Consider the following 17627-nt stretch of genomic DNA (forward strand, 5'->3'; position numbering starts at 1 on the left):
TTACATTCAGGGGCATGAGGTTCAACGTGGGAGAATGGGGTCATGACTCAAGAATCCCGTGGTGGCTCCAGCGTGTGGGCAAATCACCCGTTGCTCACCGACGATGCGCGACGATCGACCGCACAGTCCGATCTGATTCGAGCCTACCGAGGGCAGATGCCTAGTCGCCGTCCGGTGTGGTTTATGCGTCAGGCCGGCCGGTCGCTTCCCGAATACCGACGCTTAAGGGAAGGCACCACCATGCTGGATGCCTGCGTGAACCCCGAACTGGCCAGTGAAATCACTCTGCAACCGGTGCGACGCCATGACGTGGACGCTGCGATCTTTTTCTCCGATATTGTGATCCCGCTCCGTTTGGCCGGAATTGGCGTAGAGATCCAGCCCGGTGTGGGGCCAGTGCTCGAAAAACCGGTCCGGACTGCACAGGATGTGGCAGCGCTACCAGATCTGGATCAACTCGGCCCCGAAATTTTTGCTCCAATTGCCGAAGCAGTACAGCGTACCGTTGCTGAGCTCGGGCCTCGCCCCCTCATTGGTTTCGCTGGAGCGCCGTTCACCGTGGCCGCTTATATGGTGGAGGGCAAACCGAGCCGGGAGCACCTGGGGCCACGGGCCATGATGCACCGGGAACCGGAGACTTGGGAGGCGCTGATGCGCTGGGCCGCCCACGCCTCCGGTCTGTTCCTCGCCGCCCAGGTGCGCGCGGGGGCTTCGGCGGTCCAACTCTTCGATTCCTGGGCTGGGTCGTTATCGCGGACTGACTATCAGCATTCGGTGATGCCGTACTCAGCGCTAGCCTTGGCGGAGCTCGACAGCCTGCGAGCCGAACTCGACCTGCCGGTGGTGCACTTTGGGACCGGCACCGCTGAGATTTTGGACCTGATGCGTGAGGCAGGAGCGTCGGTGATCGGCGTGGACTACCGCATCGGGCTGGACGAGGCCTATCGACGCCTGCAAGCCCGCCGTGGTGAGCAGGCCCAGCCACTACGCGCCCTGCAAGGCAATATCGATCCGGCCTTCCTCGATGCCGGATGGCCCGCCCTTGAAGCCCACACCCGCGCGGTGCTGGCCGCCGGCGAGTGCGCCCCCGGGCACGTGGTCAACCTGGGGCACGGGGTCCCACCCAGCACCGACCCGGAGGTATTGACCGAGCTCGTCTCGTTCATCCACTCCATCTCGGTGGGAGTGCGGTCCGCTGAGGATTCCCAGGGCGTGGTGTTACCCCATGAGTGAGCTACCCGGGTTGCAGGGGAACCACTACGACGTCGTGGTTATCGGCGGTGGCATCGCCGGACTCACCGCGGCCCGGGAGCTGAGCATGGCCGGGGCTCGCGTCGCGGTGCTGGAGGCCGCAATGCATCCTGGTGGTGCGTTGGCCGGTCTGGAGCTCGGTGAGGCGATCAATCCGACGGATGAGCAGGTGAGACACGACCCGAACGTGTCGTTGCGGGTGGACGCTGGCGCGGAAGCTTTTGCCACCCGTGGTCCCGCCGTGGCGGAGCTGATCACAGAACTGGGGCTAGGCGAGGAGATCGTGGCACCACAGGCCAGTGGCTCGTGGCTGTACACCCGCGACCGGGGGGCGATTCCTTCCCCGACAGTGGGCGTGCTCGGCATTCCCGGAGATCTGCACAGCCCCGATGTAGCCACAGCTCTCGGTCCTGAAGGGATCGCTCGGGCCCAACAAGACCTCTCGGCCCCCGTGGATGACTACCGACAGGTGTTAACCGACCAGACACCGATCACCCTCGCCGAGGTAGTCGCAGACCGTATGGGCCCGGCTGTGGTCGATAACCTTGTGGCCCCGGTGGTCGCCGGCGTGCTCTCCACTGACCCGGCGAGCGCGGACGTGCGTCAGCTGATCCCCGGTCTCTTGGACGCGATGGTGGAACAGGGGTCGCTGGCGGCGGCCATTACGGCGCTGAAACGGTCCGGTCGGCCCGGGGCCGCGGTGAACTCTTTACGTGGTGGTATGCACCGGATCATCGACGCCCTGACCGCGGAGCTAGCTGAGAGGGGAGTGGATCTGGTGACCTCAGCCCCGGTGACCTCGCTCGCGGACGCTGAGACCCCCGGCGGCTCTGGTTACCGAGTACTCATCACCGCCGCTGAGGCATCCGAGGTCGAGCTGAGCGGCGACCGCCTCGTGCTGGCCTGTGACGCCGTGACGAGCTACCGGCTGATCACCACGTTGCGCGCGAGGCGCCAGGCACCCGAACTTCCGACCGAGGCGCAACCGGCCACCGGAACCGGTGTGGGCCTGGTGACACTGCTAGTCGACCACCCCGAACTGGACGCTGCCCCGCGCGGGACCGGGTTGCTGGTGGCTCCTGACGTCACGGATGTGGCCGCCAAGGCGATGACCCACGTCTCGGCCAAGTGGGCCTGGCTGCATGAACGACTTAACCCCACCGGTGCTACCCACCGACATGTGCTCCGGCTCAGTTACGGCCACATCTCCGATCCCGTTGCCGGGCACGCGTTGGGGTATCACAGCACCGATGACCAGCTCATCACCGCCGCCCTGGCCGACGTGCCCCGATTGCTCGGTGTTGACACGGAAAACTTTGCCGCCCGGGTGCGTGCCTCAGCGGTGGTGCGCTGGCGCGAGGCCTTGCCTTCGCCGACTCCAGCCCATACCCGCGCGGTGAATGCGTTGCTGGAGGCGATGGAGCCCGAGTCCATGATGGCCGCCGGCCCGTGGGTGTCGGGCACGGGACTGCTGGCGATCATCTCTGATGTGCGTCAGCGGGCCCGCCAGCTGATCAAATCACCACCGCCTGTGAGCACCCCGACAGATCAATCCTGACGTAGTGATCATCCGACACGAGAGGAAGTGAGACCGTCATGACAGAACAGACGGAGAACAGCACCCCAGCCCCCGGTACGGTGCAACAACAGGCCAGCTCGGTCCCCGAATTGGACACGAGTTGGTTCACCACGTACACGGTCTTTGCCCGCAACCGTCACGAGAACTCCGTGGGCTCGGCCCGGTCGGCCTCGGAAAAACAGCGTGATGCCGAGGCCTTCCGCGCCTTAGTTGCTGATCTGTCCGAACAGGGCATCACCGTACGGGGTCTCTATGACGTCTCCGGTATGCGAGCCGAAGCCGATGTGATGGTGTGGATGTGGGGTAAGGACCCGGTTGCCCTGCAACAGGCCATCCGCCAAGTGCGTCGCGCCGATCTGTTTGCCGGAACCCACGTAGCCTTTACCGCCATGGGGGCCGACCGGATGGCGGAGTTCAATAGGGACCACGTGCCGGCCTTCGCGATGGGCCGCAAACCCCGCAAATGGCTGTGCTTCTACCCGTTTGTGCGCTCCTACGACTGGTACACCATGGATCCGGCCAAACGGCGTGACTTGCTGCGCTCCCACGGCCAGCTCGGCCAAGACTTCCCTGATGTCTGGGCCAACACCGTTTCGGCCTTCGGCCTGAACGACTGGGAATGGTTGTTGGGCCTGGAAGCGCCCCGACTGGATATGCTGGTTGACATGATGCGGCATCTGCGCAATAACGAGACCCGGCACTATGTGCGCGAAGAAGTCCCCTTCTACACCGGTCACTACATCGAGATCGATGACGTCGCCGAGGTGTTGGCCTAAATGACCGTTACCGACTCCGTGCCCGGCCGGATGTTGTTGATGGGCACTCGCGGTTCCGCGCTGGCCCGCACGCAGGCCCAGCAGGTTGCCGATCAGCTCAGCGACTGGCTACCCGGGGTGGAGATCACCTCCCAGATCATCCGCACCGAAGGTGATGTGACCACCGGCTCGCTGGCCTCACTGGGTGGCACCGGAGTGTTCGCTGCAGCGGTGCGGACCGCTGTGGTGCAGGGTCGGGTGGATCTGGCCGTGCACTCGCTGAAGGACCTGCCAGCGATCCAGCCCGAGTCCTTGCGCATCGCGGCCGTACCCGTCCGAGCTGATCCCCGCGATGCGCTGTGCGCCCGAGACGGCATGAGCCTGGATGAGCTCCCGGCAGGGGCCCGTATTGGGACCGGCTCACCCCGGCGCGTGGCGCAATTGCTCCACTACCGGCCCGATCTGCAACCGGTCGATATCCGTGGCAATGTCGCCACCCGCTTGGCGCGGGTGGTCGGCTACGAACACCACCACGACAACGCACCGGCCGCTGCCGGATCGGACCGTGGCGATCTGGACGCGGTTATCCTAGCCTGTGCCGGGCTCGACCGAGTGGACATGGACTGGGCCATTACCGAACGGCTCGACCCCTCGGTCATGCTACCGGCCCCCGGTCAAGCAGCGCTGGCGGTCGAGGTCAGTACCACTCGCCTGCTCGGATCGGCGGTCGAAGACGCCTTGGCACAACTCAATGACCCCGCCACCCTGCTCCAAGTCACTGCCGAACGCGCGGTGTTGGCCCGGTTGGAAGCCGGCTGTGCGGCCCCGATCGGGGCCCTGGCCACCGTGGACGCCCACTCCGGCACGCTCGCATTACAGGCCATGGTCGCCGGGATGGACGGGGTTAACCTGATCCGCGCCAATCGGTCGGTACCGGTCTGTGTCGACGGTGACCAGCTGATCGATGACGACCACTCCCGGGCCGATGCGTGGCAACTGGGTACGGCCGTTGCCGAAGAACTCCTGGATTCCGGGGCTGAGCTGTTGCCCGAAGCACCGCCGCGCGGAAACGGTGGGAGTAGCCTGTCGTGATGACCGAGGTGGTCACCGACACGGTGGTGATCACCCGGCACCCGGCCCAAGCGTCGCAATTAGAGGCCGGACTGGGTGACCACGGTGTCAGCGTGCAGTTCTGCCCCCTGACCGATTTCGTGCTGGCCGAGGACCGCGTGCCGGGCCAGCGTCTCGTAGCGGGGCTCCACGCTGGCGTGTTCGCCGGCGTGGTGGTGACCAGCCCCAATACCGTCCGCGCGCTGAGCTTGCTGGGGCTTGATTGGGCCCGGCTGGCCGGCGGCGACACTGTCGTGGTCGCTACCGGGGCCGGCACCGCCCGGAAGGTGGGCGAGCATGGTTACCCGGGCACGGTCTGGACCCCCACCACCGAAGCGTCTGCGCACGGCATTCTCACCGACCTGCCTGGGTCCCGGAAACTGCCGGTCGAGCCGGCGCGGCCGGTGGCACTACCCCAATCAGCTGCAGCCACTGAGACGTTGGTGACGGGACTGCGTGGGCTCGGCTATCGGGTCGATCACGTGCCGATCTATCACACGGTGGTCTATCCCGGACCGGCAGGGCGACGGTTATTGGCCGCCCCACACCCCGAGAGCGCTCAGCGTCTGGTGGACCTGCACGCGTTGAACCCGCGTACCCCGGTGGTGCTCACCGCCTCCTCAGCGGTCCGCCAGCTGGCCGAGCGGGCAGGTGAGCTTCCGGCGCCGCTAGCACACTACCGACTCATTGCCCTGGGGCGCCCAACGGCCAGTACCGCCACCGAACTGGACATCACCTTGGCCGGCACCGCGACCGCCCCGAACGCTGCGGGCATCCTGCAGATCTTACGCAACCTTTAAAGTCCTGTGTCAGTGCTTTCCAGCTGCCCTAAAATGTGACCTATGGCATACTTTGCGGATGGATTCGAAGCCCTCGTCGTCGGTCACGGTCTGGCCGGTCTGGTAGCCGCCTGCGAGCTGGCCGAGGCTGGACACCGCGTGGCGGTGATCGACCAAGAGAACGCAGGCAATATTGGAGGCCAGGCATACTGGAGCTTTGGTGGATTATTCATGGTCGACAGCGCCGAACAGCGTCGCATGCGGATCAAAGACTCCCTCGAGCTCGCTCTGCTCGATTGGCGCGCCAGCGCCGGCTGGGACCGGCTGGAAGGGCACCATCCCGAAGATCAGTGGGCCCAAGCCTGGGGTGAGGCTTTCGTGCACTTCGCCGCCGAGGAACTGCGCGAGTGGATCACCGGCCACGGCGTGAGCTTCTTTCCAGTGGTGGGCTGGGCTGAACGTGGTGGCAGTACCGCCACCGGCCATGGGAATTCTGTCCCCCGATTCCACATCCCCTGGGGCACCGGAACCGGGCTCGTCGCGCCCTTCGCCCGCAAGCTGCAACGCTACGTCGATCGTGGCCTGGTGCGGTATTACCATCGCCACCGGGTCGACGAGCTGATCGTCGAGAACTCTCGGGTTGTCGGTGTCCGCGGCGCTGTCTTAGCTACTGACGATGCCGAACGTGGCGTGGCAACCAATCGTGAGGTGATCGATGATTTTGAGTTCCGGGCTGCAACGACCCTGCTCGCCACCGGCGGGATCGGCGCCAACCCCGAGCTGGTGCGTTCTTTCTGGCCCGAACGGTTGGGCACCCCACCGCAGCAAATGATCAGCGGGGTCCCAGCCCACGTGGATGGGCGCATGCTGGCTATTGCCGGTGATGCTGGAGCCCGACTAGTCAACCAAGACCGCATGTGGCACTACGTGGAAGGCATAAAAAACTGGAACCCGATCTGGGAGCGCCACGGTATCCGAATCCTGCCTGGCCCCTCCTCGCTGTGGCTGGATGCGACCGGACACCGGCTCAACCCGCCGGCTCTGCCCGGTTTTGACACGCTGGCCACCCTGGCTGAGCTACGGGCCACCGGATACGACCACTCCTGGTTTATTCTGAACCAGAAGATTATTGAAAAAGAATTCGCGCTCTCCGGCAGTGAACAAAACCCCGACCTGACCGGCAAGGATCTGAAGCTGTTACTGAAACGGCTGGGCCCCGGTGCCCCAGGGCCGGTGGAAGCATTCAAAAACCACGGCGAAGACTTCGTGGTGGCCGACACGTTGGATGAGTTGCTGACCCTGATGCAAGAACTCGAACCAGAGGTGCCGCTGGATACCGAACAGGTCCAGGCCGAAGTCCGCGCCCGCGATCTGCAACTGGACAACCCGTTCTCCAAAGACGCGCAAATCACCTTTATCCGCTCCCACCGGGCCTCGTGGGGAGATAAGCTCATCCGAGTCGCTCCCCCCGGCAAACTTACCGACCCGGCCAACGGGCCACTGATTGCTGTCCGACTGAACATCCTGACCCGCAAAACCCTGGGCGGGATCCAAACCGACTTAAACTCCCAAGCCCTGGATGCCACCGCCACCCCGATCCCCGGACTCTATGCTGCCGGCGAAGCCGCCGGATTTGGCGGAGGCGGATCCCACGGCTATCGGGCGCTAGAAGGCACCTTTGTCGGCGGGTGTCTATTCACCGGACGCACCGCCGGCCGGGCCATGGCCGCTGAACTATAACGACGAGATGACGACTAGAGTGGACCGTAGGAGCGCGGTGACCAGCTGTCATCAGCCTGTCACCAGCGCCGAACCCACACTGCCGACCCCCCATAGCAGGGGAGAAGGAAGGACCATGTCTTTTCCGCTCCAACGTCCCCGGCGCCTGCGTCAAAACTCTGCCGTGCGTCGGATGGTCGCACAGACTCGGCTTCATCCCTCCCAACTCATTCTTCCCGTCTTCATCAAAGAGGGCCTGACCGAGCCGAACCCGCTGGTCTCGATGCCCGGTGTCGTCCAGCACACCGAAGACTCTCTCAAACAGGTTGCCACCCAGGCCGCCACAGCTGGACTGGGTGGCATCATGATCTTCGGGATCCCGCAAAAACTCGACGCCACCGGATCCGAAGCACTCAACCCCGACGGCATCCTCAACCGTGGCATCCGCGCGGTTGTCTCGGCAGTCGGTGACGATCTGGTGGTGATGTCCGATCTCTGCCTGGACGAATTCACCGAGCACGGCCACTGCGGCGTCCTCGACGAGACCGGACGGGTCGATAATGACGCCACCCTGGAGCTCTACGGCAAAATGGCCCAAACCCATGCCGAAGCCGGGGTGCACATGGTCGGCCCGTCTGGCATGATGGATGGCCAAGTCCGGGTCATCCGTGAATCCCTCGACGAGGTCTCCGCCCAACACGTCGGGATCCTGGCCTACTCGGCCAAATACGCCTCCGCTTTCTACGGACCCTTCCGCGAAGCGGTAGACTCCAGCCTGACAGGCGACCGTAAAACCTACCAGATGGACCCGGCGAACCGGCGCGAAGCTCTGCTGGAGACCGAGCTCGACCTAGCAGAAGGCGCTGATATGGTGATGGTCAAACCTGCGATGAGCTATCTGGATATCCTGCGCGAGGTGGCCGACTTCTCGGACGTACCGGTTGCGGCCTACCAGATCTCCGGAGAGTACGCGATGATCGAAGCAGCTGCCGCTAACGGGTGGATCAACCGCGACGCCGCCGTGGCCGAGTCGGTGCTGTCCATCCGTCGGGCTGGAGCTGACCAGGTGCTGACCTACTACGCCCTAGAACTCGCCGATTGGATCCACCGTGGCCTGATCTAAGGCCCAGTGAGTTCCAACCAGACCCGCCCGACCCCGTCCAGCTCAGAACAGGACTGTGAGAATCCCATGACCGACCAGCCTACGTCTTTCACCAGCAACCAGCAGGCCTTCCGCGCTGCCGAAGCCGCCATGCCCGGCGGGGTGAATTCTCCGGTGCGCGCGTTCGGATCCGTCGGACTGACCCCGCCGAGCATCGTCAGTGCGCGGGGTGCTTACCTCACCGACGTCGAAGGCAACGAGTACGTTGATCTGGTTGGCTCATGGGGGCCCATGCTCCTGGGGCACCAACACCCGGCGGTGGTGGAGGCCGTGCATGCAGCGGTCGACCGCGGCCTGTCCTTCGGTGCGTCCACCCCGGACGAGACACACTTAGCCGAACTGGTGAAATCCATTCTGCCGATCGATCGCATCCGGTTTGTCTCGACCGGGACCGAGGCGACCATGACCGCGCTACGCATCGCGCGCGGTGCCACCGGACGGGACCTGATCGTGAAATTCGCCGGGGGATACCATGGCCACTCCGATGGGCTACTGGCCTCGGCGGGATCGGGTGTGGCGACCCAGTCACTTCCGGGCTCGGCCGGTGTGACTGCTGCGGTGGCCGCTCAAACGCTGGTGGTGCCCTTCAATGACCGGCAAGCCCTGGAAGAAGTCTTCGCTGACTACCCCGAGCAGATTGCTGCGGTGATCACCGAAGCCGTGCCGGCCAATATGGGCATTGTGGCGCCTGAGCCAGGGTTCATGGGCTTCTTACGTGAAATCACCCAGCGTCACGGGGCCAAACTCATTTGGGATGAAGTCCTCACCGGATTCCGCGCTACCCCCACCGGAGGCTGGGGGTTAACCGGTCAACCCGAGGGCTGGACTCCGGATTTGTGGACCTTTGGCAAAGTGATCGGCGGGGGTATGCCGGTGGCAGCGGTGGCCGGCAACGCCGAGATCATGAGCCTGTTGTCCCCGTTGGGGCCGGTCTATCAAGCAGGAACCCTGTCGGGAAACCCCGTCGCTATGGCTGCCGGTATCGCGACTCTCAGCAATGCTGATGAGCAGGTCTACCAGCAGGTGGCTCATGCCTCCCGGCAGATTCAGCAACTGGTCTCTGAGGCCTTGGATGCTGAAGGCGTGGACCATTCCCTGCAAGTGGCGGGAACGATTTTCTCCGTGGCCTTTGGCACCAGCGACCACGGGGTGCGCAACTACCACGACGCGCAGAACCAGGAGGTCTTCCGATTCGCGCCGTTCTTCCGCTCGTTACTCGAACAAGGTATCTACATCGCGCCCAGCGTGTTTGAGGATTGGTTTGTCTCCGCGGCTCATGACCAGCAGGCCATCGACAGGATTGCCGAGGCGCTCCCGGCAGCAGCCAAGGCTGCCGCGGCCGCTACCGAGTAGAACCGTCGAGGTCTTCGACTGGCCAGTGGCGCGACACTGTCGCCTCAGGATCCTTGCTCCGGCGCAGGTAGGCTTCGAAACTTTCTGCCTGGGCGGATTTCCACCGTTTCTGCAATTCGAAGAGCTCGGACAAAGGTACGGATAGCTTAGGGTACTTCTCGGCGATGGCGTAGGCGATCTCCACACCAGCCAACGCATCGGCGGCTGAGGCGTGCGCATTATCGAGCCGGACCTGGTAGATCTCAGCGACTTTGCCCAACGTGCGTCCACCCTTGCGGTAGGTGTCGACCTGTTTATCCAAGACGTAGGGATCAACGACCCCGGAGATCGTCAAGGTCTCTAGCCCGTGGCGGGCAATTTCTGCGGTTAATACCGTGAAATCATAAACCCCGTTATAGGCCACCACGGGGAAACCTGCTGCCATGAAGTCAGCCAGCGTGCCGGCGATCTGGTCAATTCCCTCCCGCGCAGCGGTCCCGTGCATGTGGGCATATTCAGTGGATATCCCATGCACTGCGGTTGCCTCAGCAGGAATCTCCACACCGGGATTGAGTAACCACTCAGCATTGGCCCGTTGGACCCGCTGCGGATCCACGACGACTAATGAGGCCGTGACAATCCGGGCTTGGCGCGGGTCCCGACCGGTCGTTTCCAGATCAAACCCCACCATCGCACCGCAGTGCCACGGCTGATCGGGACGTGGGGCAATCGATTGTAGAGCTTCGTTCACCTGTCTTACGCTACGTGGTCGACGCCTCCGGGGGAACCCACCGCCTTGCGGTGGTGGAAACAACACCGCGACAATTCTGCCAAGGCTTAACTTGTCCTTGGTGGTGCGGTTAGATGGACACTATGTCTGAGCCACAGCCTGGGTTTGAACTCCTCCAGCCTCTCCAGCCCGTCGCTTCCGCTGTTGAACTTGATGCTGACCAACGCCGTGTTGTCACGCTGCCAGCCGGTCACGGGCCCGTCCTGGTGATCGGCGCGCCCGGGTCCGGGAGGACAACCACCACGATTGAATACGCGGTCCAGCGAATGATCACCGACTGTCAGCCAGACGAGGTAGTCATGCTGGCGGGTTCGCGCCAAGCAGCCAGCCAGGTTCGAAACGCTTTGACCGCGCGGTTGCAGGCCGAAGGGTTGGGTACACGGGCAGAGACACCGGTGCGCAGCGTGGCATCATTTGCCTTTGATGTGATTCGGCGGATGCGTGCCGAAGGCTATCTGGAACATGTGGAGGAACCACCTCGGCTGTTAGCTGGTGCTGAACAGGACCGAAAGATCGCGGAGATTCTGGAGACCTACCGGGAAGAAAACACCGGGCCACAATGGCCCGAGTCATTGCAACAGGCCGTGGGGCTGGCTGGATTTCGGCGTGAGGTTCGCGAACTGATCGATCGTTGCAGCGAATACGGTATTGAACCGGGCCAACTCCAACGGTGGGGAGAAGAGTATCATTACCCCGAATGGGTAGCTGTTGCTGAGCTGTTGCAGGACTATCGCGATGACCTTGATCTGCGTTCAGCATCGGCCTTCGACCCAGCGGGACTGATTACCCGGGCGGCCGATTATCTCGCTGACCCAGCCCACCGCTCTTTTCTCGACGCAGAGCGTCAACGGCGTCCGGTGGTGATCATCGACGACATCCAGGACGCCAACCCAGCGGTCTACCGCCTTCTAGAGATCTGGGCAAGTGACCTGGATGTGGTGATGACGGCCAGCCCGACCACGACGGTGCAGGGCTTCCGCGGAGCGACACCGCAGTTGCTCTCCGAGCTACCGCAACGGATGATCAGGGGCGATCTCTCCGGCGAGCAACGTCGCCAGCGCATCATTGAACTGACACATCAGCACCGCATGGCGGCACCGGTTTTTCAAGCCTGGCGTCGGGCCGCTCAACGTATTCCCGTCACCATGGGGTTGCCCTCAACGGTGCCTGCCACTCCCACCTCGGAAGAGGCCGAGACCATAACAAACCACAACGATGAGCGTGCCGAAGTACGCTGGGTGGCCAGTGCTGGCCAAGAAAAACTGTTGGTGCACCAACAACTGTTGCAACTGCACTTAGAACACAAGATTCCTTATTCGAACATGGCCGTCATTGCCCGCACCGCGAGCCGGGTCGATGCCATCGCCCGTTCGTTGAGCTTAGAGGGGATCCCAGTGCACCGACGCATGGCCGACGTCATGCTCAACCAGCAGGCAGCGGTCTCACCGCTGCTCACCCTGGTGGCCGTTGCCAGCAGTCCGGCACCACCGCGGGGGACCGGTCTTGCACCGGAGCGGCTGAGCTGGTTACTCACCGGTCGCTACGGCGGTGCCACCGCGGTACACGTGCGCCAGTTACGACGCCGTTTACTGCAAACCGAGCAAGCCCAGGGCGGAAGCCGAAGCTCACATGAGCTACTGGATATACTGGTCGACTCCCCGGAGATGGTATACCAGATGCTGAGTCTGGACCCTGGGCGTGCCCTTCCGGATTATGCTCGTTCCGTGGTGCGCATTGGCAAGATGCTCAATGCTATGCGTGGTGCCGTGGAGTCAGACTCACCTGAACCGAGCCAGGTTTTGTGGGCCGGATGGCAGGCAGCTCGCGTCGCGACATCATGGGAAACTACCGCGTTGGAAGGTGAGGCGCAACAGGCGGCTCAGGCCCACCGCGACCTTGACGCCGTGATCGCCGTTTTTGACGCCGCCGAACGATACGAAGATCAATTCCCCGGCGAAACGTCCGCCGGATTCGTCGAATACTTGGAAAACCAAGACCTCCCCATGGACTCGCTATCGGAGACTCACCACCTTGATGAGGCGGTCTCGGTGCTGACCCCGTCGTCTGCGGTCATCGGTGAGTGGGACGCAGTCCTCATTGTGGGAGTCCAAGAAGGCATCTGGCCCAACACCCGAGTGCGTGGACAATTGTTGAAAACCGGGGACCTCGTCGACCTCGTGCGTGGTCGAACGACCCATGACAGACTGGTAGACCGGATCGCGGAAGTTCGAACCGACGAAATGCGCACCTTCGCCGCGGCCATCTCCCGGGCACGCAAGATTGTGATCGGTTCAGCGGTCGCCACCGAAGAATCTCAACCTAGTGCTTTCCTTGATCGAATCCAGCCCTGGCACGTCACTGAGGACCAGCCAGTACGGCCGATAACCTCGGTGCCCACACCGTTGACGCGGAGGATGCTGGTCGCCACCCTGCGTCGAGAACTGGAGAACTCAGCCCGTCAGAAACCAGAACATCGCGATGAAAGCCGGCAACGTGATGCAGCAACTGCGTTGGCCGTGCTAAGCGACCACGGCGTCTCGAGCGCCAACCCCAACTTCTGGTGGGGGCTGGCACCGTTGTCCAGTACCCACCCGGCAGCCGTTGCCGAAGATCTCGAATCTGGTCGGCCCATGATCTCCTTGTCGCCTTCAAGCCTCGGTGCCGCTCTGGCGAACCCAGCCGAGTGGTACTTCGACAAGATCGGAGCCTCAACCTCCTCATCAGAGCCTTTGAAGCGCGGCACCTTCGTGCACGCATTGGCTGAAAAATACCACCAGGGACGAGCCGAAGACCTGCAAGCCGGACTGGAAGAATTGTTCCCGGTTTTACTCCGCGCCCTGGAGCTTGACCCCGAAAGCTGGCAGGCCGAGGGAGAACGCCAGCGGATCAAAGATATGCTGAGCTTTTTCAGCGAGTATGTCATCGCCATGCGTCACGACGGCCGGAGTCTGGTTGCTACCGAATTGGGCGTCAACGCCACCTTCACGGTTGAGGATCTCGACGTGAAAGTTAACGGAAAAATTGACAGGCTGGAAAAAGACTCACAGGGTCGTCCAACCGTGGTAGACCTCAAGACCGGCAAGTCGATGCCTCGAAGCGAAGAGGTTGACCGCCTGCCACAATTGGCCACCTATCAGGCCCTGATCATCTCCGGCGTCTTGAAGGCAACGAAGCTCGAGTCGGCCGAGTTTTCTCAGCCCACCACCCCAGGTGGAGCCATGCTAGTCCAGCTGGGCACCACCAACCAGAACCTAAAAGTCCAACACCAACAGCCGGTTGTTCCCGAGAACCCCGAACACCCGGAAGAAAACTGGGCTAGCCAACAGATCCGGGACGCGGCGCGACGCGTCTCTGGAGCGAGCTATCTGACCTGGTGGGACCCTGGGGAGTTCCAGAAATCGTCCTACCAGATCCTCTCACCCATCACACGGCAAGGAAGGCAGATCACAGAGTGGAACCTTTAGCAGCTCAACCGCAACGAAACACCTGGGGAGACGTTCGGTTTAGCGCTGAAGAACTGGCCGATATCCTTCAGTCCGCGAAGCCACCCCAACAGCGGATGTATCCCACGAAACAACAGCGCGCCGTCATCGAATACGGTCCAGACCCCCTCCTCGTGGTCGCTGGTGCTGGCTCGGGCAAAACGCGCACCATGACAGACCGAGTCATCTGGCTGATTGCCAACGGTTTTGTGCGTCCCGAAGAAATTCTTGGCGTCACTTTTACTCGCAAAGCCGCTGGTGAATTAGCAGCACGCGTGAACGCCGCCATTGAAAACCTCGCGAGCCACGAGTCACTAGGCTTGACTCTCGACCGCCACGACCCGGGACAAGCCAGCGTTTCCACCTACCACTCCTATGCGAATGCGCTGGTAGCAGACTACGGGCTACGCATTGGTGTCGAACCCGATTCAGAAATGATTGGAGAGGCCCGATCATTCCAGATCATCGCCGAGATCGTGGCAAACTGGGAAGCTGATGTGTCCGAACTGGACTTTACCGAGAGTTCGTTGATTTCGGCGGTCAAAAAACTCGCCGCGGAAGCCAACGAACATCTTGTGAAACCTCACGAGATCAAAGAGCACGTGATCGAAATTTTGGAGTCCGGCCAGCGTCTAGACACCGGGGCAAAACGTCCCAAATACGCTACGGAGATCTTTAACAGCCTCCGCGTGAAAATGACCATGGCCGATATCGTTGCACGTTACGCCCAGGTGAAAAAAGACCATAACCTCATGGATTATGGGGACCTGGTTTATTATGCCCAACTGATCGCCTCCACGATTCCCGAAGCTGCCGCCAGCGAACGCGAGAAGTATAAGGTCGTCCTCCTCGACGAATTCCAAGACACCTCGCACGCCCAAATGATGCTGTTCTCTTCGCTGTTCGGCGCCCAATCCTCCCAGGGAGCAGGTCACTGTGTCACAGCTGTGGGGGACCCCAACCAGTCGATCTATGGATTCCGAGGTGCCTCCGCCGGTCAGCTGGGTCTTTTTCCCGAATATTTCCCAGCCGTTAGGCGTGCCGATGACGACCGTGTTGACACACGGGCTCCAGCCGATATCTTGCCCCTGAGCGTGGCATGGCGAAATAGAGAGCGCATTTTGCGCGGTGCCAATGCCATTATCGGGCAACTGGATGGAGAACCGACCACCGGCAGGCCCGTCCCGGTCCAAGAACTCTCGGCAGGAGTGACTGGTGAACCCGGACGCGTGGTTATCAATTGGTTCAAAGACTCCGAAGACGAAGCACGCACGCTGGCCGACACCGTCGCAGACTGCCTGGGGATTACCGATCCCGGCTCGAACGAGCCACATCACACCGAGAAGTCGGCTGCCATTCTTTGTCGTCGCAAGGCAGACTTCCTGCCTCTGGTTGAAGCACTCGAAGCGCGAGGAGTCCCCTATGAAATCCTGGGGATGACGGGGCTTGTCGAGGTTCCCGCCGTCGTCGAGGTGCTGTCGTTAGCTCGTGTGGTTGCCGCTCCGCAGGAAAACGAAGCTCTAGTACGTATCTTGAGTAATGCGCGCTGGAGAATCGGAACAGCCGACTTGTGGGCACTTAACCGTTATGCCCGAGGACTCGTGCGTCATGGACGTGACGCTCAACCTCCGTCGGAACTCCGGTCTGATGACCCAGAACAGATCTGGAATGCTGAGAAGCTCGCCGAGGCACTCGTCTCCGAAGACGCTGAAGAAGTGTCACTGATCGAAGCACTGTATAAGTTACCGCCGACTGAGGAGGCAGCCCATCACGGATTCACCGAGGAAGGGCTCCAACGACTGCACCGTGTTGCGGACTTATTAGTCTCGCTCCAAGAGTTGCGTTCACTGGATCTTCCGGAATTCTTCCGGATGATTGCCCGCCGTAGTGGGATTGAGGCAGAAGTTCTGGCACATCCAGGAACGGAACTCTCCGAGGCACTGCAACACCTGGAAGCCCTTTACGATGTCGTCGACGAGTTCTCACAAGGGCTGGACGACTCCTTGACGTCTGATTTGTCGGGCTTTCTGGCATGGATAGAAACTGCTGAGGCAGAAGAAAAAGGGCTGGCACTACCCGCCGTTCAACCACGCCCCGGAGCCGTCCAGTTGCTCACCGTCCATTCTTCCAAAGGATTGGAGTGGGACGCCGTGTTCGTTCCCGGACTGAGCGCAGGAAAATTCCCGTCGGAGAAACCCGAGAGATGGACTTCCACCTCCAGCGGGGCATTACCCTGGGGGCTTCGCCACGATATTCCAGACGAGTATCAGTGGCCTTTCGACCAGGCCGAAACCCTAAAAGAGTGGAGTGCAGGAGCAGGCAACACCACGTTCTCCACGAAAGATCAAGATCGGGTGACCTATCATCGGTTGTCTGAGAACGTGAAGATCCGCAATGGATTCGAAGAAAAGCGACTAGCTTATGTTGCCTTCACCCGTCCCAAGCACTTGTTGTGGCTCTCAGGAAGCCACTGGGTGGGAACAAAGAAGAAAGCCGTTGAACAGTCCGAGTTCTTGACCATTTTTCAGGGACTAGACGGGGTCGAAACTGGACACTGGGTTGATTCAACAGACTCCGAAGTCGTCGGAGATAAGAACCCGCGGGCTGAGAAGATCCTGGTCTCCACCTGGCCTGTCGATCCTCTCGATGGCGCATCGATTTACCAAATCAATGCAACGGACTTCTATGACGGCGTTTACTGGATCGATGACCGGGCCGGAAAACCTCTGGTTCGCCACTACCCACGTCGCCAAGCGGTGACACAAGCGGCACAATGGGTGACCGATGCGCGTGAAACATCTGTCACGGATATTGAAGACCACGAGCTGGCTCAACGCGTGCAGTGGGCCCAACCCGACGAAGATATGACGCAGAGCAGTGAGGTTCACTTGCCAAGTCACCTCTCGGCCTCAGCATTTATGAGTTTGGTAGACGACCCGCACACCGTAGCGAAGTCACTGAAACGTCCGATGCCACGTCGACCGATCAAAGCAGCCCGAACAGGTACGCTCGTCCACCAATGGATTGAGGAACATTTCGCCAGTCAGCGTCCTGGCATCACGGGCCTGCTCGACTTCGAGGACCCGGTCGAGGATGCCGACCAGGTCTGGGACGAACAAACCGGTGTGACGACCCTGCGAGAGAACTTCCTGAACACCAGATGGGCGCAACGCTCACCAGCGTTCATCGAAGCCGGGGTGGAAACGACAGTCGGGTCGGTGACCATTCGTGGCCGTATTGACGCTGTTTTTCGGAACGGGGGAGACCACCCGGATCAGGAATTCGACCCCACCGCGCAGTGGGAGCTCGTTGACTGGAAAACGGGTATGGTGCCGTCGACCCCAGACGACTTGGAACATAAAGGGCTTCAGCTGGCGCTGTACCGTTTGGCCTGGTCACGGCTACATGATATTCCCCTGGCGAATATCTCGGGACGTTTTGTGTACCTTGCACATGGCGAAGAACGAACTCCGGTCAACCTTGCTGACGCCGAGCGACTGGAAGCGTTGCTGGCTCAAGCGCTGGAAGCCACCGAACCCCACGGAGCAGATTGAGTGGCTATCGTCGCGGTGATAGGGAACACTGCCAATGCGACGGAGGAGGACTAGTTGCGAGATGATGAATCCTCGGCCTGCGACGCGGAATCTGACTCGCGGTCCTCTGTCATC

The 17627-nt window shown here is 61.7% G+C and carries 11 protein-coding genes; 10 read left to right on the forward strand and 1 reads right to left on the reverse strand.

Annotated elements, in window-relative coordinates; genetic code table 11:
- Positions 1 to 42: 42 nt before the first annotated feature.
- From hemE to hemL, 8 genes are all read left to right on the forward strand, one after another.
- Positions 43 to 1233, forward strand: a complete 1191-nt coding sequence (gene hemE / locus QDX22_RS00215; RefSeq protein ID WP_122548701.1) for a uroporphyrinogen decarboxylase — start codon at positions 43 to 45, stop codon at positions 1231 to 1233.
- The gene (locus tag QDX22_RS00220; protein ID WP_122548700.1) at positions 1226 to 2809 is read left to right on the forward strand and encodes a protoporphyrinogen/coproporphyrinogen oxidase; all 1584 of its coding nucleotides are present in this window, start codon (positions 1226 to 1228) and stop codon (positions 2807 to 2809) included. The genes hemE and QDX22_RS00220 overlap by 8 nt, the downstream gene beginning before the upstream one ends.
- Before the next feature lie 38 nt (positions 2810 to 2847).
- Positions 2848 to 3606, forward strand: coding sequence for a hydrogen peroxide-dependent heme synthase (gene hemQ / locus QDX22_RS00225; RefSeq protein WP_110100227.1), 759 nt, complete (start codon positions 2848 to 2850; stop codon positions 3604 to 3606).
- Positions 3607 to 4677: a hydroxymethylbilane synthase gene (hemC, locus tag QDX22_RS00230; RefSeq protein WP_243857495.1), complete on the forward strand. Its 1071-nt coding sequence runs from the start codon at positions 3607 to 3609 to the stop codon at positions 4675 to 4677.
- Entirely contained in the window at positions 4677 to 5495 is an 819-nt protein-coding gene (locus QDX22_RS00235) for a uroporphyrinogen-III synthase (protein ID WP_122548699.1), read from the forward strand. Before hemC ends, QDX22_RS00235 begins: the two co-directional genes overlap by 1 nt.
- Positions 5496 to 5537: 42 nt before the next feature.
- Positions 5538 to 7214 carry an FAD-binding dehydrogenase gene (locus QDX22_RS00240; protein WP_110098569.1) on the forward strand — a complete coding sequence of 559 codons (1677 nt, stop codon included), beginning with the start codon at positions 5538 to 5540 and terminating at the stop codon, positions 7212 to 7214.
- Between the two features lie 115 nt (positions 7215 to 7329).
- Positions 7330 to 8316: a porphobilinogen synthase gene (gene hemB, locus QDX22_RS00245; protein WP_110098570.1), complete on the forward strand. Its 987-nt coding sequence runs from the start codon at positions 7330 to 7332 to the stop codon at positions 8314 to 8316.
- 66 nt (positions 8317 to 8382) lie between these two features.
- Positions 8383 to 9708, forward strand: a complete 1326-nt coding sequence (hemL, locus tag QDX22_RS00250) for a glutamate-1-semialdehyde 2,1-aminomutase (RefSeq protein WP_110098571.1) — start codon at positions 8383 to 8385, stop codon at positions 9706 to 9708.
- Here the strand turns inward: hemL and QDX22_RS00255 are convergent.
- A complete protein-coding gene (locus QDX22_RS00255) occupies positions 9698 to 10378 on the reverse strand; it encodes an exonuclease domain-containing protein (RefSeq protein WP_110100398.1) in 681 nt (226 codons plus the stop codon). The two genes, hemL and QDX22_RS00255, sit on opposite strands and share 11 nt — an antisense overlap.
- Positions 10379 to 10560: 182 nt before the next feature.
- Between QDX22_RS00255 and QDX22_RS00260 the strand changes: the two genes are divergently transcribed.
- Positions 10561 to 13941, forward strand: coding sequence for a PD-(D/E)XK nuclease family protein (locus QDX22_RS00260; protein WP_279717899.1), 3381 nt, complete (start codon positions 10561 to 10563; stop codon positions 13939 to 13941).
- Positions 13929 to 17513 (forward strand): ATP-dependent helicase, encoded by a 3585-nt coding sequence (locus tag QDX22_RS00265; RefSeq protein ID WP_279717900.1) that lies wholly within the window; start codon positions 13929 to 13931, stop codon positions 17511 to 17513. The genes QDX22_RS00260 and QDX22_RS00265 overlap by 13 nt, the downstream gene beginning before the upstream one ends.
- Positions 17514 to 17627: the final 114 nt, after the last annotated feature.

Origin of the sequence: Auritidibacter ignavus (genome assembly GCF_029853775.1) — a bacterium.
Lineage (GTDB): Bacteria > Actinomycetota > Actinomycetes > Actinomycetales > Micrococcaceae > Auritidibacter > Auritidibacter ignavus.

Bases quoted from the DNA above. Each gene is read 5' to 3' on its own strand.
- hemQ (WP_110100227.1), top strand. From the start codon at position 2,848: ATGACAGAACAGACGGAGAACAGCACCCCAGCCCCCGGTACGGTGCAA.
- hemE (WP_122548701.1), top strand. From the start codon at position 43: ATGACTCAAGAATCCCGTGGTGGCTCCAGCGTGTGGGCAAATCACCCG.
- hemL (WP_110098571.1), top strand. From the start codon at position 8,383: ATGACCGACCAGCCTACGTCTTTCACCAGCAACCAGCAGGCCTTCCGC.
- hemB (WP_110098570.1), top strand. From the start codon at position 7,330: ATGTCTTTTCCGCTCCAACGTCCCCGGCGCCTGCGTCAAAACTCTGCC.
- QDX22_RS00220 (WP_122548700.1), top strand. From the start codon at position 1,226: ATGAGTGAGCTACCCGGGTTGCAGGGGAACCACTACGACGTCGTGGTT.
- QDX22_RS00240 (WP_110098569.1), top strand. From the start codon at position 5,538: ATGGCATACTTTGCGGATGGATTCGAAGCCCTCGTCGTCGGTCACGGT.
- hemC (WP_243857495.1), top strand. From the start codon at position 3,607: ATGACCGTTACCGACTCCGTGCCCGGCCGGATGTTGTTGATGGGCACT.
- QDX22_RS00235 (WP_122548699.1), top strand. From the start codon at position 4,677: ATGACCGAGGTGGTCACCGACACGGTGGTGATCACCCGGCACCCGGCC.
- QDX22_RS00255 (WP_110100398.1), bottom strand. From the start codon at position 10,378: ATGGTGGGGTTTGATCTGGAAACGACCGGTCGGGACCCGCGCCAAGCC.
- QDX22_RS00260 (WP_279717899.1), top strand. From the start codon at position 10,561: ATGTCTGAGCCACAGCCTGGGTTTGAACTCCTCCAGCCTCTCCAGCCC.